Origin of the sequence: Hymenobacter amundsenii (assembly GCF_002204745.1) — a bacterium.
Taxonomy (GTDB): domain Bacteria; phylum Bacteroidota; class Bacteroidia; order Cytophagales; family Hymenobacteraceae; genus Hymenobacter; species Hymenobacter amundsenii.
This window is the reverse complement of record NZ_NIRR01000011.1, coordinates 1-24,477: the sequence shown is the minus strand read 5'-3', so window position 1 is coordinate 24,477 and position 24,477 is coordinate 1. Positions and strand designations below refer to the sequence as shown.

Here is a 24,477-nt window from a genome sequence, read left to right as displayed (position 1 = left end):
CGTTCTTTCTTCCAGCTTTGCCCACGCGAAATTATCGCCCCAAATACACCATCAGCACCGATACGTCGGCCGGCGATACGCCGCTGATGCGGCTGGCCTGGCCTAAGGTTTCGGGCTGGATCTTGAGCAGCTTTTCGCGGGCTTCGTGCGAGAGGGCGGGCATGGCCTGGTAGTCGAGGCGGCCCTGGATGATGAAGTTTTCCAGCTCCTGCATGCGGGCCGCCTGCTGGTGCTCCTTCTCCAGGTAGGCTTCGTATTTCACCAGAATCTCGGCCTGCTCCAGCGCATCGGGGCGGTAGGGCGCGAGGGCCAGCGTGAGGCCGGGCAGCACCCGGGCCAGGGCCGGCAGCTCAATGCCAGGACGGCGCAGCAGGTTTACGGCCCGGGTTTTCTCACTGATTTCAGCCGAGCCGATTTCGGTGAGCCATCCGTTGATTTCGCCGGGTTCGATGCCGAAGTTCTTCAGCAGCTTGGCCACGGCCTGGGTCTGCTGCTCCTTCTCGCGTACCCGCTGCATCCGCTCTTCTGAAGCCAGCCCCAGTTCGTAACCCAACGGCGTCAGGCGTAAGTCGGCGTTGTCCTGGCGCAGGAGCAGGCGGTGCTCGGCGCGGCTCGTGAACATGCGGTAGGGCTCGTCGGTGCCCTTGTTCACGAGGTCATCAATGAGCACACCGATATAGGCCTCGCTGCGCGAAAGCACGAACGGGGACAGGCCGTGCACCTTGCGGTGGGCGTTGATGCCGGCCATCAGGCCCTGGCAGGCGGCTTCCTCGTAGCCGGTGGTGCCATTGATCTGGCCCGCGAAATAGAGGCTCTCGACCCGCTTGGTTTCCAGCGTGAGGTGCAGCTGGGTGGGCGGAAAGAAGTCGTACTCGATGGCGTAGCCAGGGCGGAACATCTTGGCATTCTCGAAGCCGGCAATTTTACGCAGGGCGCGGTACTGCACGTCTTCGGGCAGGCTGCTCGAAAAGCCGTTCACGTACACCTCCACTGTGCTCCAGCCCTCGGGCTCCACAAAAATCTGGTGGCGGTCCTTGTCGGCGAAGCGGTTGATTTTGTCCTCCACGCTGGGGCAATAGCGCGGCCCCAGGCCCTTAATGCGGCCCTGGAACATGGGCGACTTCTCGAAGCCCTCTTTCAGAATTTCGTGGACCTCGGGGTTGGTGTAGGTGATGTAGCATGGGCGCTGCTTGGGCAGCTCGGGCGTGTCGAGGTAGCTGAACTTGCCGGGTACTTCGTCGCCGGGCTGGGCTTCCATTTTGCTGTAGTCGAGGCTGCGGCCATCTACCCGGGGTGGGGTGCCGGTTTTCATGCGGCCCGCCTCGAAGCCCAGTTCCAGGAGCTGCTCGGTGAGGCCGGTGCTCCCCTTTTCGGCCGCCCGGCCGCCGCCGAATTGCTTTTCGCCGATGTGGATGAGCCCGTTCAGGAAAGTGCCGTTGGTAAGCACCACCGACTTGCCCCGAAACGCGATGCCGAGCTGGGTTTTCACGCCCACGCACACGCCGTCTTCCACCAGCAGGCCCGTTACGGCCTCCTGCCAGAAGTCAACATTAGGGGTTTGCTCCAGCGTCAGGCGCCACTCCTCGGCGAAGCGCATTCGGTCCGATTGCGCCCGCGGGCTCCACATGGCGGGGCCCTTGGAGCGGTTCAGCATCCGGAACTGGATCATGGTTTTGTCGGTGATGATGCCCGACTGGCCGCCCAACGCATCCACCTCGCGCACGATCTGGCCCTTGGCCACGCCGCCCATGGCCGGGTTGCACGACATCTGGGCGATGGTGTTCATGTTCATCGTGACGAGCAGGACTTTGGAGCCCAGGTTGGCGGCGGCGGCGGCGGCTTCGCAGCCGGCGTGGCCCGCGCCTACTACAATAACGTCGTAATCTTCTTGCTGCATGGCGGAGGGGAGGCGAAGCGCCGCGCCCTTATGAGGCGTGCGGCGTTCCAGCCAAGTAAAAGCGGTGACGGGTGCTGGAAGCAACAGTCGGGAATGGCCAAGCGTTCCGGCCTGGCCCGGGGCAAAGTCGCGCTTCGCCCTAAATGCCCCAAAGATACGCAGCCCGAACGTTAAGCCAGCTCCTACTCGGGTAAGTCCATATCATTCCAACCACCCAGCAAATCAGCTGCTTGCCGGTGCACGGTATCCCAGGAGAACGGCTGCCACTGGCCCGCCAGGGCATCGTATACCTGCGTCGCGGCCCGGCATGGGAACAGCTTGTAGTCGAATTTGGGATAGTTGTGCACCAAGTAACCGGGGTAATAGTGCGTGAAACCCTGGCGGCGGGCGTACTCCACTTTCAGCAGCATCAGGTACTTGCCCAGGCTGTGGCGGTGGTAGTCGGGGTCGTAGAAGTTCATGATGCCAGCCAACGTGCGGGTGCCGGGGTCGAAGATGCCGGCCGCCACCAGCCGGCCCTGGTCGCGCACTTCCAGCACCTCAGTCTGGAACACGTTGTGGGTAGTGCCGCCCAGCAGGAACGCCTCCACGGTTTCGGGGGCATCGAAGCTGATGCTTTGGTAGTAGCGGGCGTAAAGCTCCTCCAGTTCGGCCGTGAGCCGGAAGGGTTGCCGGTGTACTTCAAACCGCTCGTTGTTGAGACGCAGCAGCCGGCGCTGGGTGGGCCCGAGCGCCACCTCGGCTAGCACCAAACGCAGCCAGTGCACCGTATACAGGTTATCCTCAATAGGCAAAAACTGACACGTGAACAGGTCCTGGTGCATCCGGTAGTACCCTTGGCTCAGGTAAAAATCGAGGGCCTCGCCGGGAATAATGAGCATAGGCTTGGAAGTAGCGGACATAGCACGATGATAATGAATCGGTAAGGAACGACCTGCCGAACGAAAAAACGCCCGCCGGTGCGGCGGGCGTTTCTAAGAATATGGGCGGCAGCAGCAGCCTAAAACGTACGCAGCAACAGGCAGTCGTCCTCTTTCTTGCGCATGGCCGTCTGGCTGAGCAGGTCTTTGTCGGCATAGCCGAGCAAATGCAGCACGCCATGGATCATGACGCGGTGCAACTCGTCGCGGAAGCTGACTCCGTGGACAGCGGCATTTTCGCGCACCCGCTCCACGGAAATGAAAATGTCGCCTTCCAGAATGTCGGCGTCGTCGGCGTTATCGAAGGTAATGACGTCGGTGTACGTGTCGTGGTCGAGGTACTCCACGTTTACCTTGTGCAGGTACTCGTCGGAGCAAAAGATATAGGTGAGCTGCACGATTTCATGCTCGTGCACTTCGGCCACGCGCTCAATCCAGGAGGTCAGGTCGCGGGCGTCGTCGAGCTCGAACTCCACTTCTTCTACCAAAAACTCGATGCCGTGGCTTTCGCCCCCGGGGCCATCCTCTTCCAGGTTATCGTACTCGGTGGGCAGGTCGCTCATGGCAGCAGGCAAAGGTCAACAGCAAAAATCAGCCAAAGAAAAAGCGAAGCCGGCGGGCAGTCGTTAGCGGACCGCTGTTTCGGCACCGTTGACGGCCGCTTGCTGCTCCGACTCGGAAGACGGTGCTGCGGGCAGCAGGAAGGTCAGCAGCACGTGGCGACCGTCCTTGTTGAACTCCACTTCGTCGGCGAGGTGACGGATGAGGAAGATGCCGCGGCCGCCGGGGCTCTCGATATTCTCGGGAGCCGTCGGGTCGAGCAGGTTTTCGTAGTCGAAGCCCGCGCCCTCGTCCTCAATTTCAAACTTCACCCAGTCGGGCTCCACGAGCAGGCCCAGGAATACGTTTTTGTCCTTGTTGAATTTATTGCCGTGGCGGATGGCATTATTGACGGCCTCGGTGACGGCCACCATGATGTTACCGTAGATGTCATCGTCGATTTGAAAGGTGTCCTTAGAATTGTCGATAAAGCTTTCTACGACACGGATATTTTCAACCAACGAGGGAATCTGTATTTTGACCTGCTTCATATAGGCGGAAAAAGAAGAGAGCGGCGGGTAAGAGGGGTAAAATTAGCGTAATGCTATTTGATTTTCTGGAAATATTCGCTCACCTCGCGTTGGTAGTACGGGGTGAGGGCCGGAGGTACCGTACGTAGTAGCTCCGTCTGGCGGTTTTGCTGGCGTTTGTACTGCTGAAATGCCGGTGGAAAAACCGCCGGACGCTGCTGGGCCGTCTGCGCTTCGCGCTTGTCATCCTGGTCCCGCTCCCGGGCCGATTTCTCAGCCTCCAGCAAACGGGTAAGGATTTGGCGCTGCCGCATAACAGTCTGCTCCGTCAGCCGCTTGTTTACGAGGTCGGTTTCGGTTTGTTCCATCATTTTTTTGATGTCGCCGAGGCCACCGGCCCCATCCTGGCCCTGGCCGTCCTTGTTAGAACCGGGTTTGCCGCTGCCGGTTTTTTGCTGCATCCGCTCCAACTCCTGCATGGCCTGGCGCAGCATCTGCTGCTGGCCGGCCAGCTTGGCCAGTTCCTCCGATAAGGCGCGGCCGGTTTTGCCGCTCTGCTGGAGCTGCTGAATCTGCTGGTTGAGCTGCTGCTGCATGCGGCCCATCTGGCCCTCGCCGGCCGAGCTGCCCTTTTTCTTCTTGCGGCCCGGTTTGCCGCCGCCCTGCATTTGTTGCTGCTGCTGGCCTTCGCGCTGCTGCTGCTGCATCTGCTGGAGGGCATCGTTGAGCATCAGGGCCAGGTTGTTCATGCTGGTCATGGCCTGCTGCTGCGAGCTGGTGGCCCGGCTCACGTCGCGCTGTTTTATCTGTTCCAGGGCCTCGTCCATGCGGCCGTTCATTTCGCCCACCTCCCGGGTCACGAAGCTCTTGATTTGGAACACGCGGTTGGCCAGCGCATACAACGAATCCTGCACCACCCGGGCGTCGTCTTTGAGCTTGCGCTGGGTCTGGCCGAGCTGCACGAAGCGCGGGTCGCTCTGGTCGACCTGCCGGAACTGCTGCATCAGGTTTTCCTCATCGAAGCTGAGCTTGAGCAGGTTTTCGAGGATGTCGCGCAGGTCGTCGATGTTCTGCTGCTGCTCGTCCGACTCTTCCTGCTCCATCTGCTGCTGCATCTTCTGGGCCATCTGCTGCATCTTCTGGGCGGCCTGGCTTTGGCTTTGGCTGGCCTTCTTGTTCTGGTTTTTGCCCAGCTGCTGCTGGCTGTCCTGCTGCTGCTCGTCAACCTGCTGCTGGTCCTGCTTCATCTCGTCGGCCCCGTTCTGGTCGTCAAGCTGCTTGTCCATTTCCTTTAAGTCCTTGAGGTCTTCCTTCACCTCCTCGAACTTCTGTTGCTCTTCGGCCTGCTGCTTTTTTAGCTCCTCGTTTTTAGCCTTCTGCTGGTCGTTGCTGAGCTTATTATCGGGGTTCTGCTTGTCGTTCTTCTCGGTTTGCTCGGCTAGCTTCTGCTGCTCCTGGGCCAGCTCCTGAAGCTTTTCGAGGGCCTGGTCCTGCTTCTGCTCGAACTGGAGCTGCTTGAACATTTCGAGGGCCCGCTCCAACTCCTTTTGTAAGGTGTTTTCCTTGTTTTCGAGCTGTTGCAGCAGCTTCTGCATCTCGGGCTGGGTCTGGTCCTGCTGCTGCTCCAGCAGCTTGCGCAGCTCCTCGTAGAGCTTCTTGGTTTCGGGGTCGAGCAGGTCGTCCATCAGCTTTTGCAGCTCCTTGGCCTTCTCGGCCAGCTCCTCGTTCTTCTGCGGGTCGAGCTGGTTCTGCTGCTCCTGCAATTGCTCGAACTGGCGCTTGAGGTCGGCCAGGGCCTGGTCCATCTGCTGCTTCTCGTCGAGCATGTCCTTGAGCTGCTTGCGGTCCTGGAAGTTGAGGTCGCGCTTCACCTTGAGTTTGTCTTCGGCCTTGGCCAGCTCGCGCTCCAGCTTCTTCGATTCCTTGGCTGCCTGGCTAATCTGGCTCTGCATGGCCTGGGTCTGGGAGGCCAGCTGCTGGCGCTGCTCGGTGCGCGAGGGCAGCCGGAACTCGGCGGTGCGGCTGCGGGCCGGCTTGGCCCCATTCACGCCATCGTTGTCCCAGACCTGCACGAAATACTCGAGTCGGTCGCCGGGCAGCAGGTTCAGCTTACGCACGTCCCATTGGTAGGCGTAGCTCTGGCTGGGGCCCGCACCCAGGGGCAGCGCCCGGCTCTGGTAGGCAGCGTTGGGCCGGGCCTTGCTGAGGACGCGGTAGTGCAGCTGGAGGCGCGAGAAGCCGTAGTCGTCGCGCAGGTTGCCGCCCAGGGCCAGAAACTGGCGGGCGGTAGTGTCCTGAAAGCTTTCGAGGGTTACTTCGGGCGCGGCATCCGCAATTACCGTCAGCTGATATTCAATCGGGTCGCGATTGGGGCTCACGGCATTGCGCAGGCGCACCGCGTAGTTCTGGGAGCGGGTGGCGCGGCGGCGCACCCGGAACTGGCCGGCGGCGGACTCGTCGGGCGTGGCGGCCACGGTTTCGGCGGGGTCGCGGAATTGGAGCTGGAGTTGGTCGGTGGCCTCGGTCTGGAACTCCCAGCTGAGGGCCGTGCCCTCGGGCACGGTGAGGTTGCCGGTGTTGCGGATGGTTTCGGCCGCCCGGCCCAGGTAGGCCGGGTACACGGCCCGCACGGCAAAGTCGCGCAGGTTGGGCCGCTGCTTCACCTTCAGGGCATATTCAGCGGATGAAAACCCGGCTGCTTCGAGCTGGAAGGCCACATTGCTGCGCAACTGGCGGAAGTCGTAGCGAAAGTGGTTGCCGGTTTCGCGGGTCAGGCGGCGCTCCTTGCCCTCGTACTGAATGCTGATTTCGTTGGGCAGCACGTCGCCCTCCACCGTCACGTTCAGGCTGAAATCCTCGCCCTTGAAAGCCGTGAGGTCCTTGTTCTCGACCACGAACCGGAACGGCGCGGGCGGGCTGTACTTTTGGTTGTAATTGAGAATCCGGCCGGTGCCCTGCACGAAGAAGGCCGGGTAAGCCAGCAGCAACACGGCCACCACGGCGGCGGGCACGGCCACATACTTCCACAGCGGCTTGGTTTGGCGCTGGATATCAATACCCTGCGAAAACTCGACGCCCCGCAGCTGCCCGGCCCGTTGCTCCAGGCTGGCGGCCAACAGGGCGTTTTCCTGAGCCTGCCCGCGCAGCTGGAGGGCGTTCAGCAGCTTGTCCTGCACGTCGGGGAACAGCTCGCCCACCCGGCGGGCGGCCTGCTCGTCGCTGAGCATCCGGCGCAAATGCGTGAGGGCCGCCAGCGGCTGCCAGATCCAGCGCACGAAGGCGTAGACCATGCCCCCCACGAACCCGAACAGCAACCCGGCCCGCACCCAGGTGGGCAGATACAGGAAGTATTCGAGCAGGTTGAACACCAGGAACAGGCTCAGCAGCAGGCCGCCGGCCACCAGGGCCCCGCGCACCAGCAGGCTCAGATAAAACTTGCGCTTAAAAGCATCGAGGCGGGCCAGCACATCGTCCAAAGCCCGGGTCGTCGCGGGGTCTTGCTCCACTACCATAGGTTCGCCACCCGTTTCGGGCCTGGGAAAGATACAAATTTCGGCCCGGCGGGCGGTGTTAAGGCTACAACAGAACTGGGGGAAGTGGTTCCTTCAACGCAGTTGACCGCTAACGGCCCGGCCTATTGTGCGCAGCCTGGGATTGAAAGAAAAAACGGCATTACTTACAGCTTCTTATCGAAGCGTCCTTTTGTTACTCTAACAGTATCGCAGCCTGGTTTTGCCAGAACAAAATCAAATGTACCGGCGATGATGCCAGCCTGTAAATCAAAACGAGTGATGACCAACTGCCCCTTGTGAAATACTCCAACATCTTGACTGTCTAAATAGCAGCCATTTTTTCTGTCATTAATACTAGCACTGGTTTGGTTTGTATTAGTAAAATTGTATGCACCTGTCTTATTTAATTGTCTGGAAAACAATATGATATGTTGATAGTCTTGCGTTGCGCTGTTGATACGGTAAACGGCAATGTCCAGCACTCCTCCATCGGCCGTGCAACAATAGGCTACGCTGTAATTAGACGTACCACTATTGCCCTGGGGTGTCCAGGCCTGCCCATTGAGCAGGCAGCCGAAGGTGTTGGCCCCGGTTTGGGTGGCGGGCGGGAGCTGGCTGAGCGGGTCAGGGTCTTTCTTGCGGCACTGGCTCAGGCCCAACAAGGCCGCCAGCAGCAGGGTCGCGTGTTTCATAGGAGAAGGAAGAAAGTGGTGAACGAAAAATCAGGGCAACAAAAAAGCCCACGCCGCAGCCGGCCAACAAGGGCCAGGGCAACAGCAGGAGCTAGGTATGGAGTAGTAAGGGAGGGCGGGTTAAGTAGCGGTAAGTTAGCGGGTTGCGTAACCGAAAGCAATAGGCTGGCTATATATTCATGAAAACTTCATTCACTCAATTTACTCAGCTCCAGATGCACCTCGTCGCCGCGCAAGCAGCCATCGAAGCGCCGCAGCCGGTAGGGCGGAAAGGGCGGGGTAAAATACAATCAAACGGCCCGACCCGCACTTTGCGAACCGGGCCGTTTCAATCAGTAGCGAAGAACGGTTAGTCCTTGTCCTTGTCGCGCTTGGACTTGCGCTTCTCCTTGTTGCCTTTGGCGTCCTTGGTTACCACCTTCACCTTCTCGGTGTCGGGCGAAGGCATGACGTTGGTAGGCGAGGGCATGGATGTAGCCGCGGCCGCCACGCGGTTGCCGTCGGTATCGAGCTCTACCACTTCGTAACCCAGGCTGTTGATGTCGGGGAACACCTTGGCCCGGTCGCCGACCACTACGATGTACATTTTGTCGGCGGGCAGGTACTTCTGGGCGCTGGCCTGCACGTCCTCTTTCTTGAGGGCTTTAAGCAAGTCACTCTGCTGCTTCACGTAGTCGAGGGGCAGGTCGTATTCGAGCAGGCGGCTCAGGAAAAAGGCCTTCTGCTGACCGGTTTCATACTTGAGCGCGTCGCTCTGGCCCACCGAGGCCTGCAAAAACTGCAGCTCGTCATCGGAGATGCCGTTGCGGTAGTTCGTGATTTCCGACATGAACTCCTTCACCGAAGCCGCTGTGGCGTCGGCCCGCACGCCGGCCTGGGCCGTGTAGGGGCCGGCGTAGCGGGAGCCCTGGAAGCCCGAGCGCGCCCCGTAGGTGTAACCCTTGTCTTCGCGCAGGTTCAGGTTGATGCGCGAATTGAAGGCCCCGCCCAGCAGGTAGTTGCTCAGGTAGGCGCGGTAGTAGTCGCCGGTGGCATCGTAGGTGAGGGGCGAGAGGTAGCCCACCCGGATTTCCGACTGCGCGGCCCCGTCCTTGTTCACGAAGTAGATGCGCGTTTTGTCGGGCTGGGTGGCCATTTCGCCGGCCGGCAGACTGATCTGCTTCTGCTGCCAGCCTTTGAGGAAGCCGAGCTGGTTGGTGAGCGTGGCTTGGTCCACGTCGCCGGTGGCCACGAGGTAGCTCACGTTGGGCGCGTAGTAGCTCTGGTAGAATTTCTTCACGTCGTCGAGGGTGATGCTCGTGACGGTGGCCGTGCTGCCGTTGGCCGGCACGCTCATAATGTCGGCCGGGTTGTACACCAGCTTATCGAACGTGTTGTTGGCGATAACGACCGGCTGGGTTACCTGGTTGGCGATGCCTTCGAGGGTCTGCTTTTTGAGGCGGTCGAAGTCGGCCTGGTCGAAGCGCGGGTGCAGCAGGCGCTGCTCCAGCAGCTTCATAGTGGCGGGCAGGTTCTTGGTCAGCGTCTGTACGTACACGGTCGTGTTGTCGTCGCCGGCTCCTACCCGGATGGTGCTGCCGAGCTTGTCGAGCTCCGAGCTGAACTGCTCCGACGTGTACTGCTCGGTGCCCTCGTTCATGAGCGCGGCCGTGAGGGCGGCAATGCCGGCCTGGTTGCGGTTGAGCTGCTCCAAGCGGTGGCCGCCGCGGATGGTGAGTAGGGCCGTTACGGTCGGAATCTCGGCGTTGCGGTTGCCCATCACGCGCAGGCCGTTATCAAACTTGCTCTGCCACACTTCGGGCACCTGCACCAGCGGAGCGGTGCCGGACTTGGGCTGTTTGGTGCGGTCGAAGGTGTCGGTGGCCTTGGTGTAGGTGAGGCCCTCGTAGCCGTAGTTGGGCGCTTTGTAGCCCTCCTTGGAAGCCGTGAAATTGTCGGGCTGCACGGGCGGGACGGCCCCGGTTTTCGGCACCACGCTCAGCACTACGGCGTGCTTGCCCTTGAGGTACTGGTTGTAGACGCGGTTCACGTCGGCCACCGTCACGGCCCGCAGCGCCTTCAACTCCAGGGGCAGGCGATTGGGGGTGCCGAAATAGGTTTGGTTGGCGGCCAGCTGGCTTACCTTGCCGCTCACGCTGGCCAGGCGGTTCACCATCTGGGCCTCGGTGCTCGACTTAAAGCGGGCTACCTGCTCGGCGGTAGCGCCGGTTTTTTCGAACTCGGCCAACGTGGCGCGCACCTCCTTTTCGAGGTCGGCGAGGGCCTTACCGGGGAAGGGCAGCGCCACCATCGTAAACTCGCCGGCCAGCTCCGAGGTGGAGTTGTAGGCCTGGGCCTGCAGGGCCTGCTGGGGCTTGATGAGGTTCTTATAGAGCAGCGAGTTCTTGCCCTGGCCAATTATTTCAGCCAGCGCATCGAGGGCGTACTCGTCGGGGTGGCCGTTGGGCACGGTCGGGAACACCACCTGCAGCATCGGGAAGCGCACGTTGTCCTGGTAGCTCACGTAGCGGTCCTGGGTCAGCACTGGGGCGGGCAGCTTCTGGGCGGGCACGGCGGGGCCTTTCTGAATCGAGCCGAAGTACTTCTCGGCCAAGCGCACCACGTCCTGGGCCTTCACATCGCCGCCCACGGTGAGGGTAGCGTTGTTGGGGCCGTACCAGCGCATGAAGAAGTTCTTCAGGTCGTCAACGTTGGAGCGGTCCAAGTCTTCGAGGTAGCCGATGGTGAGCCAGCTATACGGGTGGCCGTAAGGGTAGAGTGTCTTCGAGACATTCTCGGAAGCCAGGCCGTAGGGGCGGTTGTCGTAGTTCTGGCCCCGCTCGTTTTTCACCGTCGAGCGCTGCACCTCAAACTTTTTCTGGGTTACAGCATCGAGCAAAAAGCCCATGCGGTCGGCTTCGAGCCAGAGCGCGGTTTCGAGCTGGTTGCTGGGTACGGTTTCGTAGTAGTTGGTCCGGTCGCGGTTGGTGGAGCCGTTGAGCGTGCCGCCGGCCGCCGATACCAGCTTGAAGTGCTGCTCGTCGCCCACGTTGTCGGAGCCCTGGAACATCATGTGCTCGAAGAAGTGGGCAAAGCCCGACTTGCCGATCTGCTCGCGGGCCGAACCCACGTGGTAAGTCACGTCGACGTGCACCAGCGGGTCGGAGTGGTCCTCGCTAACCACCACGGTCAGGCCGTTGGGCAGCACGTACTTCTCATAAGGAATAACCAGCTCGCCGGGCTTCTTGGTCACTTTCTCTACCAGCCGGGCCCCGCCTACCATCGTGGCGGACGTTTTGGCGGGCATCGTTTTTTTCTGGGCCAGGGCCGGCTGGAGCGACAGGGAGGCGCCAAGGCCCAACAGCAGCAAGTGGTTACGCGTCATCGGATGGGGAAGGTGGATAAATGAGTAGAATGGGGTGGGAAGGTACTAAAGGAAGGACAAATGCGCTAGCGCTGGGCTGCATGGGAGGAATCGGTGAAGTCGTTCTGGCATAGCGCCTCACCCCCCGGCCCCCTCTCCGAAAAAGGAGAGGGGGTGCGTTCAACGACCTGGAAAGCTCGGTTTGCCTGCGGGTATAGCCACCGTGGCTCCCCCTCTCCTTTTTCGGAGAGGGGGCCGGGGGGTGAGGCGCTATGCCAGAACGAGCCGATTCTGCCCAAAAATCAGCACCTTGAGGGCTGTACCCAACTCCCTATCTATGCGCCTACTCTCCTCCCCTGCCCTGCTGGCCGCGCCGTTGCTGCTGCTCGGGCTGCTCAGCGGCTGCCAGAGCAACTCCGGCTCCGAAACAGCCACTGCCACCGCGCCCGCCGAAACCGCCGCCGCGCCCACCGATACGGCCATCGTCTCGCCGCCCGATGGCATCACGGCCGCCGATATCGGCCAGCGCATCAAGGTGCTGTCCTCCGATGAGTTTCAGGGCCGCAAGCCGTTCACAGTGGGCGAGGAAAAGGCTACCACCTACCTGGCCGAGGAGTTTCGCAAGCTGGGCCTAAAACCGGGCAATAAAGGCTCCTTTTTCCAGGAAGTGCCCTTGGTCGAAATCACCGGCCAGCCCACCCAGCCGCTCACCATCACGGGCAAGGGCTTGAACCTGAAGCTCGACTTCAAAACCGATTTCATGGCTTTCACCGAGCGGGAAGTGCCGTCGGTGGAGCTTAAAAGCTCCGAACTGGTATTTGCCGGCTACGGCGTGGTGGCCCCCGAGTACCAGTGGAACGACTACGCCGGCCTCGACGTGAAGGGTAAAACGGTGGTGGTGCTGGTAAACGACCCCGGCTACGCCAGCTCCGACTCGACCCTGTTCAAGGGCCGGGCCATGACCTACTACGGCCGCTGGATGTACAAGTACGAGGAAGCGGCCCGCCAGGGCGCGGCCGGCCTGCTCATCATCCACGACACCAAGCCGGCCGCCTACCCCTGGTCGGTGGTGCAGACGAGCTACTCCGGGGCCAAGCTGCGCCCCCAGACGGCCGATAAGGGCGCCAGTAAGGCGGCAGTGGAAGGCTGGCTGACCCTGGACGCGGCCAAGAAAATCTTCCAGGCCGCCGGCCAGAACTACGACCAGCTCTACGCCGCCGCCGGCAAGCGCGGCTTCAAGGCCGTGCCGCTGGGCCTGACGGCCAGCACCCGCATCGAAAACACGCTGCGCCGCCGCACCTCCAAAAACGTGGTGGCCCTGCTGCCCGGCGACGCCCGCGCCAACGAGTACGTCATGTATTCGGCCCACTGGGACCACCTGGGCATTGGGCCCGTTGTGAACGGCGACTCGATTTACAACGGGGCCCTCGACAACGCCAGTGGCTGCGCCGGGTTGCTGGCCATTGCCCGCGCCTTCACGCGCCTGCCCCAGCGGCCGGCCCGCAGCGTGGTGTTTCTGGCTGTAACGGGCGAAGAGCAGGGCCTGCTGGGCTCGGCCTACTACGCCGCCCACCCCGTATTCCCGCTCCGCAACACCGTGGCCGACCTGAACATGGACGACCTCGGGGCCGACGGGCCCATGCGCGATGTCACCGTCGTCGGCTACGGCCAGTCGGACCTCGACGACTACGCCCGCGCCGCCGCTAAGGAGCAGAACCGTTACATTTTGCCCGACCAGCAGGCCGAAAAGGGCTACTACTACCGCTCCGACCACTTTAGCTTCGCCAAGGTGGGCGTACCCTCGCTTTATGCCAGCGGGGCCGCCGACAGTCGGGCCAAGGGCAAGGACTACATCAGCCGGCAGCACGAGGAGTTCGAGGCCAAGCACTACCACCAGCCCTCCGACGAGTACAACCCCGCCTGGGACCTGCGCGGCATGGAGCAGGACGCGCGTCTGCTGTTCGAAATCGGCCGCAAGCTGGCCAACGAAAGTACCTTCCCCAACTGGAAAGCTAGCTCCGAGTTCCGGGCTGTGCGCGACCAGAGCCGGCGTGGCTAGGCGGGCCAATAAGGGAACTGGTTACGGTTGAGCTACGGTGGCCGGCCGGCGGGGTGTCTTCGGCCCGAACGCCGGCCGGCGGCGGAATCAAACAAAAAGGTGGCCTGGGTTGTCTGACCGACGACTCAGGCCACCTTTTTTCTGGCTTTGTGGCCTGTCTTTTCCCAGTCTCTGCCGTAGTACGCTTGCTTTTACATTGCCCAGTTGATGTCCGATTCGGATTACGTTCGCCTCTCCTACCGCCCCGATCTGCGGGTGCTATTCATGCGCTGGACCCGCCCGGCCACCTCGGCCGAGCACCAGGCCGGCTACCAGGCGGCCCTGGAGCTTGCCCGCCCCCAGCAGGCCGGCTGCTGGCTGATCGATTTGCGCAGCCGGGGCCTGGCCGACGCCCCCGATCTGGTCTGGATTCTGGAGGACTTCCGGCGCGCGTTTCAGGCGGCCGTGCCGAACAGCACCCGCCGCATTGCCTATTTCACCACGCCCTACCACGCCGGCATTCTGGTGCCCCGGCTGGCCGAATACGATAAAGCCGGCAACAACGGCACCGAAATAAAGGTGTTCGTGGAGGAAACCCCCGCCTGCCAGTGGCTCCAAAGCTGAGCTGCCCCCGCTTCAACCGTAGCCCTCTTCTTAATTTGAACAGGCCCGCCGACTTTGCGCAAAGTCAGCGGGCCTGTTTCAGTTAAAGGGGTTTAACGAATAGCGGCCCAGTTACCCCAACAAGCGGGAATAAAGGAGCGCAGTTATTGACTCGGTGGCAGGGGTTTATCAAACGTTTTCAGGCGGATGGGGACGGCGGCTAACAGCCCTACGCCGGATCCTCGAACGCGCATTTTGATTGAGCCCCGTCCGCTGTTGTAGGTGTACTGCACCGGCACTTCCATCATGGTGGTAAGGCCCTGGTTGAGAAACAGCGTTACGTTGAATTTCTCCTTGCCCAGGCGGTACACCCGGGCAATTGCGCCCGCGGTAACGTAGCCCCCCCAATGGCGCACAATAGTGGGTTGCTGGCGAAAAATAACGGTGTCCTGAGGAGAAATAAAACCACCACTCAAGTTGCAGGTTTCACAAAAACCCCGCACGTAATTCACGCCGCCGCCGGCGAACATATCAATCTTCACGGAAAGCAGATACAAATCCTGATCGGTATTAATCTCCTTGAAATCGAACCGGGTGATGGTGTGATTGAATAACACCGGAATCCGATCCAGATAAACGCTTACTGCTTTACCGGCATAAACACCTCCGTAGGGGCTATGGCTTATCGATTTTGGAACCTGAAGTTTGTAGCCCCAGCCTAGCCCACCACCCGAATATCCTAAGGAGATTCCGTTGCTTTCATTGAATTGCAGGCGCAACATGGGTGCTACAAAATAATCTAGCAGGAAATCATGCCCTTTGAAGGGGCGTTTGCCAAGGCCCAGATGTGCCCCTTCGGCGAAAGCATATTGCCCGCCTATCTGAGCATCCAGATAAAGCGTTTTTTGGGCGAGAACCTCCCCTGAGCCCGCCCAGGATAGTATAACGAATAGCAGAATATAGAATCGACGCATAGGTGGAAAACGACGCTTCTTCCGGGCAAATTATCTGTCCGGCCAGAAGAATTTAAGGATAGTTCAACGAGTAAATCTAACAAGCAAAAAGCCGGTTTCCTGCACGCAGGAAACCGGCTTTTTGCTACCTGTAAGGTCGCGACCTTACAGGCGCGGATCAGTTTCTACGGGGGCGTCATAAGCACCGCCTTGCAGGACGGCGGGCTCATCGGAAGGCAGGCGGATGTCGTCGGCATCATCGACGCGCAGCGTGAGCAAGCCGGCGATGATCATGGAAACCCCGCCCAGGGCCAGCGTGTACACCGCTTCGCCGTGGAATACGGTTTTAGTGAAGAAACCCAGAATCAGGCCCGCCACCACCTGCGGAATAACGATGAAGAAGTTGAATACGCCCATGTAGTAGCCCATTTTATTGGCCGGCAGCGCGCCGGCCAGCATGGCGTAGGGTACGCTCAGAATGGACGCCCAGGCAATACCCACGCCCACCATCGAGAGCAGCAGCATATTGGGGTCTTGGATGAAGAAGATCGAAATCAAACCCAGGCCGCCGGCTACCAGGCAAAGCAGGTGCGTAACGCGGCGGCTGGTGCGACGGGCAATAAGGGGCAGAAGCAGCGCCGCAATGGCCGATACGCCGTTGTAGACCGCGAAGCAGATGCCCACCCAGTCGGCGCCCTCGTTGTAGAGCTTGGACGTGGTGTCGGTGGTGTGGTAAATGTGGCTCGTGACGGCGGGCGTGGTGTAAATCCACATCGAAAACAGCGCCAACCAGCTGAAAAACTGCACGATGGCCAGCTGCCGCATCGTTTTGGGCATGTTGAAAATGCCGCTGAACGACTCGCGGATACCGTTCCAGAACCCGGCCGTGCGGCGCTTCTCCTCCTCAAACTCTTCCAGATTTTCGGGCGGGTACTCCTTGGTGTTGAACACCGTCCAGAGCACGGCCGCCAGGAACACGGCTCCGCCAATGTAGAAGGCATACTTCACCGACAGCGGAATCTGGCCGGCCGGGGCCGTATTGCTGATGCCGAACCAGTTGGTAAACATCCAGGGCAGCGACGAGGCCACCACGGCGCCCACGCCGATAAAGAACGTCTGGGCCGCGAAGCCGGTGGTGCGCTGCTCCGAGGGCAGCAAGTCGCCCACCAGCGCCCGGAACGGCTCCATGCTGATGTTGATGCTCGAATCCATAATCCAGAGCATGCCCACCGCCATCCAGAGGGCCGTCACGTTGGGCATCACCAGCAGCGCCAACGAAGCCAGAATAGCCCCCACCAGAAAAAACGGCCGCCGCCGCCCCCACTTCGGGCTCCAGGTGCGGTCCGACATGTAGCCGATAATCGGCTGCACGAGCATGCCCGTGAGGGGCGCGGCCAGCCAGTAGAGAGCTATTTCGGTGCCGCCCAGGGTTTCAAAAATGCGGCTCACGTTGGCGTTCTGCAACGCAAAACCGAACTGGATGCCCAAAAAGCCGAAGCTCATGTTCCAGATCTGCCAGAAACTCAAACGGGGTTTTTCGCGGGTGCCGGTGGGAGCGGCCGCTACACTGGATGCCATAATGGGGGAATTTGGGGGAGTTAAAGGCTTGATTTAAGGGCGTTTCAGCAGGCGGCAGAAGAATCAGAACGCTGTCATGCTGAGCGCAGCGGAGCGAAGTCGAAGCATCTCTACCGCAATGGTAACGCTGTCGGCTGCAACGAAGCGGTAGAGATGCTTCGACTTCGCTCCGCTGCGCTCAGCATGACACTGTTCTTTCCTCATTTTACTTCGCTTTTATCTCGAAAATGTACGCGCTTTGCGGGGCCAGCGTGACGGTGAGGTTGCTGGTGGCTGGTGCCTGGCTGAGCAGTTCGGTGTAGGTGTAGAGCTGGTTGCCGGCCAGGCCGAGGCGCTCCAGCACCTTTTCAGGGAGTTGCAGGTTGGGGCGGTAGGTCTGGTCGGGGCTGAAGTTGACTACGATAAGCAGGCGCTCGGTATCGGTGTAGCGCAGGTAGCTGTACACGCGGTCCTGGTGGTACTGCGGGTCGAGGTTGTAGGTGTCTTGGAGCTCGTAGAAACGGCCCCGGCGAATGGCCTCGCGCTGGCTCGTGAGGGTCAGCAGGCGGGCGTAGAAGTCGTGGAGCTGCCGCTGTTCGGGGCTGAGGCGGCCGCCGTCGAACTTGCCGCCGTTCATCCATTTCTGGTGTTGGGGCACGCCCCAGTAGTCAAAAATAGTAGTGCGGCCGTCCTCGCCCGAGAAGCCCTCCGAGGCCTGGGCCGGCTCGCCCACGTCCTGTCCGAAATAGAGCATGACCGGGCCGGTGCCCAGGGTGGCCGAAACCGTCATGGCCGGAATAGCGGCGCGGGCGTTGCCGGCAAAGTCGGGGCTGGCGATGCGCTGCTCGTCGTGGTTTTCCAGGAAGCGCAGCATGTGGCCCGAGAAACCCCGGCTCTCCTGGCTCCAGACGCGGGTAATGTCCTGGGTGGTGCCCTCGTTGCGCATCAGGCGGCGCAGGCCGTCGTAGAGGCCCACCTTATCGTAGAGGTAGTCGAAGTGGCCCCGCTCGATGTACATCTGGTAGGTTTTGGCGTCGTAGGCTTCGCCGATGAACACGAGGTCGGGCTTCACCTTCTTGAGCTCCGGAATCACCCAGGCCCAGAACTCGACGGGCACCATCTCGGCCATGTCGCAGCGGAAGCCGTCCACGTCCTTTTTGGCCCAGAACACGAGGATGTCGCGCATTTTGGTCCACGTATCCGGGATGGGCTCGAAGTGGGACTGGCGGCCGTTCTGGTAATCGACGCCGTAGTTGAGCTTGATGGTTTCAAACCAGTCGTTGACGCTGGGCGTGGCCGAAAATACGTCGTTGCCGGTGGCCTTGGCGGGGTTTTCGTTGAACTTGCCGTCCTCGCCGGGGCCCTTGAGCGCACCCAGCGGGTTGTAGTCGGCCGGCACCACGAAGCGCTGGCCGGGCAGGTAATAGAAGTTGTTGGACGGCTTGAAGGCCTGGGTTTTATCGTCCTGCTCGCCCAGATCTACCACGCCCGCCGGCCGCGCATCCGACTTATACGTGCGGGCCACGTGGTTGGGAATGAAGTCGATGATGACCTTGAGGTCGTGGGCGTGAGTGCGTTTTACCAACGCTTCGAACTCCTGCATGCGGTTCTTCACGTCCACGGCCAGGTCGGGGGCCACGTCGTAGTAATCCTTGATGGCGTAGGGCGAGCCGGCGCGCCCCTTCACCACGTCGGCATCGTCGAGGGGCATGCCGTACTTGGTGTAGTCGGTCATGGTGGCGTGTTCGAGCACACCGGTGAACCAGACGTGGCTCGCGCCCATCTTTTTAATGGCCAGCAGGGCCTGGTCGGTGATGTCGTTGAACTTACCCGAACCGTTTTCCTGGATGGTGCCGTAGGGCTTATTCAGGGCGGTTTTGTTGCCGAACAGGCGGGTCATCAACTGGTAAATCACCAGCTTGTGGTCCTGGGGCTGCTCGTCGGTGGTGTTGTTATCGATGGTGGTCATGGGTTTGGTAAGCGGCGCGGTGGAGGGCGGCACGGTGGCAGGCGGCGCGGTAGCGGTGGGCTGGTTCGCGGCGCAACCGGTGAGGGCCAGCAGGGCGGCCAGGGAGAGGTATTTCATAGGGGTTCAGCAAACAACCAGCAACCAATCTAGCGCAATTCCACCACCCAGGCTGTTTTCCCAGGAATGGTGAAGGACTTCAAATCGGCCAGCGCGGCCCCAGTGGTTACTTCCATGCCCGAACTGAAGTCGCCAGTGCGCTCGGCAAACCGGGTGCCGTCCACGGTTTTCGGCTCTTTGTTGCCATTGAGCATCACCATAACGGTGCCCGTCGGCGAGTAGCGGAAGTAGGTGTACACGTTGTCCTGCGGGATGAACTGCATAAGCTTGCCGCTGTGCAAAAAGGCGTGGTCTTTCCGGTAGTTGGCCAGCTTGCGCACGTACTCAAACGCCTCGCCGGGCTGGCCGGGGCGGGCCTTGAAGTAGTTCAGCGCATCACCCGAAAAACCGCCGGGGAAGTCGGCGCGCACCAGGCCGTCGGGGTTGGAGAAGTTCTTCATCAGCACCTCGGTGCCGTAATAAAGCTGCGGGATGCCGCGCATGGTCAGCAGCCAGGCCAAGCCCATTTTGTACTTGGCGAAGTCCTCCCCAATCACCGAGTAGAACCGGCTCATGTCGTGGTTGTCGAGAAACGTGACGTTGCGCGAGGCGTCCTCGTACATCCAGTCGCCCTGCACAGCCTCGTAGAGCTTATTCAGGTTGGGCTGCTCGCCCTTTAGGGCATCATAGAGGGCAAACGTCGACTGGAAGTCGAACACCGATTCGAGGTTCGACTTGAAGCCATCGACGGGTTGGAAGATGTTGCGGGCGAAGAACGCCTGCTGGGCCGTGCTGCCCACCCAGGCCTCGCCAAACTTAAACAGGTTCGGGAATTCGTCGTTCAGCGCCTGGCCCCACTGCATCAGGAAGTTGGGGTCGGAGTAGGGGTAGGTGTCGATGCGGTAGGCGTCGAGGCCGGTGTACTCCACCCACCACAAAAAGTTCTGGATCAGGTAGGTAGCCACCAGCGGGTTACGCTGGTTCACGTCGGGCATGGTCGTATCGAACCAGCCCTGGTTATACAGTTTGCGGTCCAGCTCCGAGCCGTAGGGGTCGTTGAGGGCCGAGGCGTTGTAATTGCTGCGCGTGAAGCGGGGCCACTGGTTGAACCAGTCGGCGGCGGGCTGGTCGAGGAACAGGTAGTTGCCCGAGCCCATGTGGTTGAGCACCACGTCGTGGACCACTTTCAGCCCGTTCTGGTGGGCGTGGTCTACGAACTGCTTGTACTCCTCGGTGGTGCCGTAGCGGCGGTCGGTGTTGTAGTAATCGGTGAGGGCGTAGCCGTGGTAGCTGGCCTTGGGCATGTTGTTTTCCACCACCGGCGTCATCCAGAGGGCCGTTACGCCCAACTGCTTGAAGTAGTCGAAGTGGTTCTCGATGCCTTTCAGGTCGCCGCCATGACGGCTGTACATGGAGTCGCGGGCCACTTTTGGGGCGCGCATAGTGGCCAGGTAGTCGTTTTTCGAGTCGCCGTTCGAAAAGCGGTCCGGCATCAGGAAGTAGATGAGATCCTGCTGGCTGAGGCCCTGCACCTTGCTTTTATCGCCGGGTGTGGTGCGCTCCTTCAGCTCATAGGCATAGCTGAACTTTTTGGCTCCTTTAAACTCCAGCTGCAGCTTGCCGGGCTTGGCCGTGGGGCTGATAGTGAGGTTGAGCAGCAGGTAGTTCGGGCTTTCGAGCTTCTGTACCCCGTCGAGGGTTACGCCCGCATAGGCGCGCAATTCGGCGACGGCGGTGGCAATGCCGGGGCCGTGCACCAGCAGCTGCAGCTTGGGGTTCTTCATGCCCACCCACCAAAACGTGGGGTCGATGCGGGCAATGGGGGCAGTTTTAGTCGCAGGGGTCACCGCCGTAATGGTCGGGGCGGTAATAGTTGGGGTCGGGGCGGCGGGCCGGGCCGCCGCCGGCATAGCGGCCAGGCACGCACCGGCCAGCAGCAGCCGGAGTCTGAAAGTCAGCATAAAGCAAGGTGGGAAGATGAACAGGGTGGACAAGATACGGCCCATCCGGCCGCTTGCGCTACTCCCGCAGGCCTTTATAATGATGATGTATTGACGAGTTTTGCGTGCTGCCTTGCGGCCACAGAGACGCGGCCGGCCCGCTACCCGGCCAATGGGGCACGGACTTTCGTCCGCAGCCCATCGTGCAAACGGCCTGTCAATCGGGCTACGGACGAAAGCGCGTGCCACAGCAGCCCACGAAAAAGCCCCGCCGCCTGACTCAGGCAACGGGGCTTGTTTATGCAAGCTTGGGTACGTAATCCGCTACTGGAGCTTGGCCAGCCAGAGCGAGGCGTTGAGGTGCAGGCGGGCGTGGCTTACGTTCTCGTTCCAGCCATCGTAGACGGTGTTGCCGGGCGAACCGGTACCGTCGTCGGCGGGCGAAGAGTCGCCGACGATAACCACCCGGCCCGTGCCGAAGGTGCTGCTGGCGGCCATGGCTAGGCTGTTGCCCTGGCTGGCGGTGGAGCGCCAGATCAGGCCCTGCACCGTGCTGTTGGCCGTGGGGTTGAGCGTCATGGTAGCGCCGTTGTGGAAGGACAGCTGCGACACCAGGCCCTGCGAACCGTTCATGATGGGGTTGCTGGCGCTTACCAGGGCGTTGGTGCTGTTTTCCACCACGTTGTCGGAGTTGATGCTGAAGCCGAACGGATTCACTTTCACCGAGTTGTTGCTCATCAGGTCGTTCCAGATCTGGGGCGAGTCCCAGCCGTCGTTGTTACGGTCGGAAATGATGTGGTCCGAAATCATGAACAGGCCGCCGCCGTTCTGCACAAACTGCATGATGGCCGTTTTCTCGGCCGTGCTGAACACGATGTTAGGCTCATCGACCACGAACACGCTGTAGTTGCTCAGGTCCTGGGGGTTGCCGGCGTTGCCGTAGCTGATAGCCGTGCCGGCTGGCAGCTGCTCCACCGAGTGGCCCAGTTTCACCAGCGACACGCCCCAGGCCGAAACCGCGCCCGTCCAGTAGGTTTCCGGCGTGCTGGCCGTGATGCCCGAAGCGGCCGGGGTGGGGAAGCGGGCCGTCAGGCCGGCGTCCACGTCCAGTACCCAGTCGGCATTGCCGGCCAGCTCGCCGTGCGAGGCATCGAAGAGGAATTTCTTGCTGCCCGTGGCTGGGGGCGGGGTGGTGCCGCCGCCGGAGCCGTACTGCTCCACCGTCACGTTATCGAAGTTGATGCGGCTGCTGCCACCCGAGGTTTTGCGGATCTGCAGGCGCACGGTGCCGGTCAGGTTCACGGTGATGGAGGCCGTGCTCAGCGTGGTGCTGCTGGTGGTGATGGTGGCGCCTTTCTTGGCGAACGTGCCGCCGTTCTGGCTGGCCCACAGTTCCCACTGCGACGTGGCATCGGTGCCGTATTTGGCGTGCTGCACGGTTACAACGCCCGCGCCGGTGGTTAGGTTGAAGTTGGTGCTCAGGGAGCCGGTGTTGCGCACCCGGGCCGACTGGCTGCCGGTTTTGCGGTCGGAGGTGGTGCTGCCCAGTAGGGCGTCGTTGAAGGTCCAGGAACCCGAGCCCAGCGTAACCGAGCCCACCGAGTAGGAGCCTTTGCTGCCCGTTTCGAAGGTTTCCGGGAAACCGGCACTGGTTACGTCGGCCGAGGAAACAACGGCTGCCACTGGGGCCGGGGTATTTTCCTGGTTGGCGCAGGACAGAAAGGAGAAGCTCAGCAGCGAAGCCGCGAGCCAGCGCAGGGGGTAGCGCATAGGAGGAAAAGTGTGTGGTTGGGAAGAAAAAGAACGATGCTATACCAGGCCCCAAAAGTACGCGGGAATGCAGGGCTAGGGGGGCCAACGATATTACCTAATTGTTACTAAATCAAGTGTGTATAATTCTGGCATGAAGCCGTTGGCCAACTCGGAAGTCGTTTATCTTTGAGTGGGAACGTGTAAGCTACTCCCTTCTAAAAATGATGCTTGTTTGCCTTTTATCGGTGGTTGATTAGCATTTCGGGCCTCTTTGGGAAGCTGACTAAGGCCGGCCGATTCTTTTGTTCTTTTTTTGGGTTTCCATCGGCCCCGGTACTGCCGGGCCGCGTCCGGCTTTTCCCTTACCATCCGCTGCTACCCCTGCCTTATGGCCTTCGAATTCACCCCGTACACCCCCGCCCCCGAGTTTGCCACCCCCGCCGCCTACTTCTCCATGGAGTTTGCCCTCGATCAGGCCCTGAAAACCTACTCCGGCGGCCTGGGCTTTCTGGCCGGCTCCCACATGCGCTCCGTGTACGAGCTCAAGCAGAACGTCATCGGCATCAGCATCCTGTGGAGCTTCGGCTACTACGACCAGGGCCGCAACGAGGACCAGACCATGCGGGCCGACTTCCGCCAGAAGCACTATAGCTTCCTGCAGGATACCGGCCTGACCTTCCCCATCACCATCCACAACGCCCAGGTGCTGGTGCGCGCCCTCTACCTGGCTCCCGACACGTTCGGGACGGCCCCCATGTTCTTCCTGACTACCGATATTCCGGAGAACGACTACCTCTCGCGCACCATTTCCCACCACCTCTACGAAGCCGATACGGCCGCCCGCGTGGCCCAGAGTATTCTGCTGGGCGTGGGCGGCGGCAAGCTGCTCGACCTGCTGGGCCGCACCACCGAGGTATACCACCTCAACGAAGGGCACGGCCTGCCGCTGGCGTTCTACCTCTACGAGAAGTTCGGCCGCGACCAGGACAAAGTACGCGAGCATCTTGTGTTTACCACCCACACGCCCGAGCTGGCCGGCAACGAGGAGCACCCGCTGGATTTACTCTACAAGATGTCGTTCTTCGGCCAGCTCAGCCTGGAGCAGGTGCGCGGGTTGGGCATCGTGGAAAACGAGCGGGTCAATTACACGCTCACGGCCCTGCGCTTCGCCCGCATCAGCAACGGCGTATCCAAAGTGCACGGCAAGGTGGCCAACGATATGTGGGGCGGCAACGAGGGCATCAGCCCCATTATCGCCATCACGAACTCGCAAAACGGCACCTACTGGCGCGATAAGCCCTTGCACGACGCCCTCGAAGCCAACGACGATAAGGCCCTGGTGGCCCGCAAGCGGGAGCTCAAAAAGCAGCTCTTCGACATCGTGGCCGACCAGACCGGCACCCTGCTCGACCCCGACGCCCTGACGCTGGTGTGGGCCCGCCGCTTCGCTGGCTACAAGCGCGCCGACCTGATTCTGCGCCACTTCGAGCGGTTTCAGCAGCTCGTGACCGACACCGGCCGGCCCCTGCAGGTTATCTGGGCCGGCAAGCCCTACCCCAAGGATTACGGCGCCATCGGGGTGTTCAACAGCCTCATCGAACAAATCAAAAACTTCAATACCTGCGCCGTGCTCACGGGCTACGAGCTGGCTTTGTCGGCGGCTATGAAAAAGGGCTCCGACCTCTGGCTGAACACCCCGCGCTTCCCCCGCGAAGCCTCGGGCACCAGCGGCATGACGGCCGCCATGAACGGCAGCATCAGCCTGAGCATCCCCGACGGCTGGATTCCCGAATTTGCCCGCGACGGCGAAAACAGCTTCTTGTTGCCCCTGGCCGACCTCGATGAGGCCGACCACGTGAAGGACGATTTCGAAGCCACCGGCGTGCTCGACGCCCTCGAAAACCAGATCATCCCACTCTACTACGACGAACCTGCCAAGTTCCTGGCCATCCGCAAAGCCGCCATGCGCGACGTAGAGCCCGAATTCGAGTCGGGCCGCATGGCCACCGAATACTACCAGCGGATGTACGACGCGAAGTAGGCAAATAGCGGCGGAATTGCCCGAGGCAATAATCCCCGCAAAGCAGCCCGCCCCGGTTCCCGGCAGGAGCGTCGTCCGGACGACGCTCCTGCCG

The 24,477-nt window shown here is 61.2% G+C and carries 15 protein-coding genes; 3 read left to right on the top strand and 12 right to left on the bottom strand.

The annotated features are described in order from the left end of the window. Positions 1–31: 31 nt before the first annotated feature. From mnmG to CDA63_RS08645, 7 genes are all read right to left on the bottom strand, one after another. On the bottom strand, positions 32–1,897 hold the full coding sequence (gene mnmG, locus CDA63_RS08675; protein WP_088464059.1) for a tRNA uridine-5-carboxymethylaminomethyl(34) synthesis enzyme MnmG: 1,866 nt from the start codon (positions 1,895–1,897) through the stop codon (positions 32–34). Positions 1,898–2,079: 182 nt separating this feature from the next. Then, the gene (locus CDA63_RS08670; RefSeq protein ID WP_242434612.1) at positions 2,080–2,799 is read right to left on the bottom strand and encodes a GNAT family N-acetyltransferase; all 720 of its coding nucleotides are present in this window, start codon (positions 2,797–2,799) and stop codon (positions 2,080–2,082) included. 98 nt (positions 2,800–2,897) lie between these two features. Beyond that, positions 2,898–3,380 carry an rRNA maturation RNase YbeY gene (gene ybeY / locus CDA63_RS08665; protein ID WP_088464058.1) on the bottom strand — a complete coding sequence of 161 codons (483 nt, stop codon included), beginning with the start codon at positions 3,378–3,380 and terminating at the stop codon, positions 2,898–2,900. Between the two features lie 63 nt (positions 3,381–3,443). Continuing rightward, a complete protein-coding gene (locus CDA63_RS08660) occupies positions 3,444–3,908 on the bottom strand; it encodes an ATP-binding protein (protein WP_088464057.1) in 465 nt (154 codons plus the stop codon). Between the two features lie 53 nt (positions 3,909–3,961). Then, entirely contained in the window at positions 3,962–7,399 is a 3,438-nt protein-coding gene (locus CDA63_RS08655; protein ID WP_088464056.1) for a DUF4175 family protein, read from the bottom strand. A 164-nt stretch (positions 7,400–7,563) separates the two neighbouring features. Beyond that, positions 7,564–8,091, bottom strand: a complete 528-nt coding sequence (locus CDA63_RS08650; protein WP_088464055.1) for a DUF6252 family protein — start codon at positions 8,089–8,091, stop codon at positions 7,564–7,566. Positions 8,092–8,440: 349 nt separating this feature from the next. Continuing rightward, positions 8,441–11,455, bottom strand: coding sequence for a M16 family metallopeptidase (locus CDA63_RS08645; protein WP_088464054.1), 3,015 nt, complete (start codon positions 11,453–11,455; stop codon positions 8,441–8,443). 316 nt (positions 11,456–11,771) lie between these two features. On the opposite strand from CDA63_RS08645, the gene CDA63_RS08640 reads away from it, so the two are divergent. Continuing rightward, positions 11,772–13,493, top strand: a complete 1,722-nt coding sequence (locus CDA63_RS08640) for a M28 family metallopeptidase (RefSeq protein ID WP_088464053.1) — start codon at positions 11,772–11,774, stop codon at positions 13,491–13,493. A 207-nt stretch (positions 13,494–13,700) separates the two neighbouring features. Then, positions 13,701–14,096, top strand: coding sequence for a hypothetical protein (locus tag CDA63_RS08635; RefSeq protein ID WP_088464052.1), 396 nt, complete (start codon positions 13,701–13,703; stop codon positions 14,094–14,096). A 143-nt stretch (positions 14,097–14,239) separates the two neighbouring features. Here CDA63_RS08635 and CDA63_RS20390 read toward each other — a convergent pair whose 3' ends face one another. The 5 genes from CDA63_RS20390 to CDA63_RS08610 form a co-directional block, all read right to left on the bottom strand. Next, positions 14,240–15,049: a hypothetical protein gene (locus CDA63_RS20390; protein WP_126546787.1), complete on the bottom strand. Its 810-nt coding sequence runs from the start codon at positions 15,047–15,049 to the stop codon at positions 14,240–14,242. Between the two features lie 144 nt (positions 15,050–15,193). Beyond that, the gene (locus tag CDA63_RS08625) at positions 15,194–16,606 is read right to left on the bottom strand and encodes an MFS transporter (protein ID WP_199797515.1); all 1,413 of its coding nucleotides are present in this window, start codon (positions 16,604–16,606) and stop codon (positions 15,194–15,196) included. 205 nt (positions 16,607–16,811) lie between these two features. Beyond that, positions 16,812–18,671 carry an alpha-amylase family glycosyl hydrolase gene (locus CDA63_RS08620; protein ID WP_088464050.1) on the bottom strand — a complete coding sequence of 620 codons (1,860 nt, stop codon included), beginning with the start codon at positions 18,669–18,671 and terminating at the stop codon, positions 16,812–16,814. A 29-nt stretch (positions 18,672–18,700) separates the two neighbouring features. Beyond that, positions 18,701–20,611, bottom strand: coding sequence for an alpha-amylase family glycosyl hydrolase (locus CDA63_RS08615; protein WP_088464049.1), 1,911 nt, complete (start codon positions 20,609–20,611; stop codon positions 18,701–18,703). Between the two features lie 303 nt (positions 20,612–20,914). After that, on the bottom strand, positions 20,915–22,360 hold the full coding sequence (locus CDA63_RS08610) for a hydrolase (RefSeq protein ID WP_088464048.1): 1,446 nt from the start codon (positions 22,358–22,360) through the stop codon (positions 20,915–20,917). Between the two features lie 370 nt (positions 22,361–22,730). On the opposite strand from CDA63_RS08610, the gene glgP reads away from it, so the two are divergent. Continuing rightward, positions 22,731–24,383: an alpha-glucan family phosphorylase gene (glgP, locus tag CDA63_RS08605; RefSeq protein ID WP_088464047.1), complete on the top strand. Its 1,653-nt coding sequence runs from the start codon at positions 22,731–22,733 to the stop codon at positions 24,381–24,383. The last annotated feature ends 94 nt before the right edge of the window (positions 24,384–24,477 follow it).

Excerpts from the sequence above, each read along its gene's own strand:
- CDA63_RS20390 (WP_126546787.1), bottom strand. The coding sequence starts at position 15,049 with ATGCGTCGATTCTATATTCTGCTATTCGTTATACTATCCTGGGCGGGC.
- CDA63_RS08660 (WP_088464057.1), bottom strand. The coding sequence starts at position 3,908 with ATGAAGCAGGTCAAAATACAGATTCCCTCGTTGGTTGAAAATATCCGT.
- CDA63_RS08640 (WP_088464053.1), top strand. The coding sequence starts at position 11,772 with ATGCGCCTACTCTCCTCCCCTGCCCTGCTGGCCGCGCCGTTGCTGCTG.
- CDA63_RS08655 (WP_088464056.1), bottom strand. The coding sequence starts at position 7,399 with ATGGTAGTGGAGCAAGACCCCGCGACGACCCGGGCTTTGGACGATGTG.
- CDA63_RS08650 (WP_088464055.1), bottom strand. The coding sequence starts at position 8,091 with ATGAAACACGCGACCCTGCTGCTGGCGGCCTTGTTGGGCCTGAGCCAG.
- mnmG (WP_088464059.1), bottom strand. The coding sequence starts at position 1,897 with ATGCAGCAAGAAGATTACGACGTTATTGTAGTAGGCGCGGGCCACGCC.
- CDA63_RS08635 (WP_088464052.1), top strand. The coding sequence starts at position 13,701 with ATGTCCGATTCGGATTACGTTCGCCTCTCCTACCGCCCCGATCTGCGG.
- CDA63_RS08670 (WP_242434612.1), bottom strand. The coding sequence starts at position 2,799 with ATGTCCGCTACTTCCAAGCCTATGCTCATTATTCCCGGCGAGGCCCTC.
- glgP (WP_088464047.1), top strand. The coding sequence starts at position 22,731 with ATGGCCTTCGAATTCACCCCGTACACCCCCGCCCCCGAGTTTGCCACC.
- CDA63_RS08615 (WP_088464049.1), bottom strand. The coding sequence starts at position 20,611 with ATGCTGACTTTCAGACTCCGGCTGCTGCTGGCCGGTGCGTGCCTGGCC.
- ybeY (WP_088464058.1), bottom strand. The coding sequence starts at position 3,380 with ATGAGCGACCTGCCCACCGAGTACGATAACCTGGAAGAGGATGGCCCC.
- CDA63_RS08620 (WP_088464050.1), bottom strand. The coding sequence starts at position 18,671 with ATGAAATACCTCTCCCTGGCCGCCCTGCTGGCCCTCACCGGTTGCGCC.
- CDA63_RS08610 (WP_088464048.1), bottom strand. The coding sequence starts at position 22,360 with ATGCGCTACCCCCTGCGCTGGCTCGCGGCTTCGCTGCTGAGCTTCTCC.
- CDA63_RS08645 (WP_088464054.1), bottom strand. The coding sequence starts at position 11,455 with ATGACGCGTAACCACTTGCTGCTGTTGGGCCTTGGCGCCTCCCTGTCG.
- CDA63_RS08625 (WP_199797515.1), bottom strand. The coding sequence starts at position 16,606 with ATGGCATCCAGTGTAGCGGCCGCTCCCACCGGCACCCGCGAAAAACCC.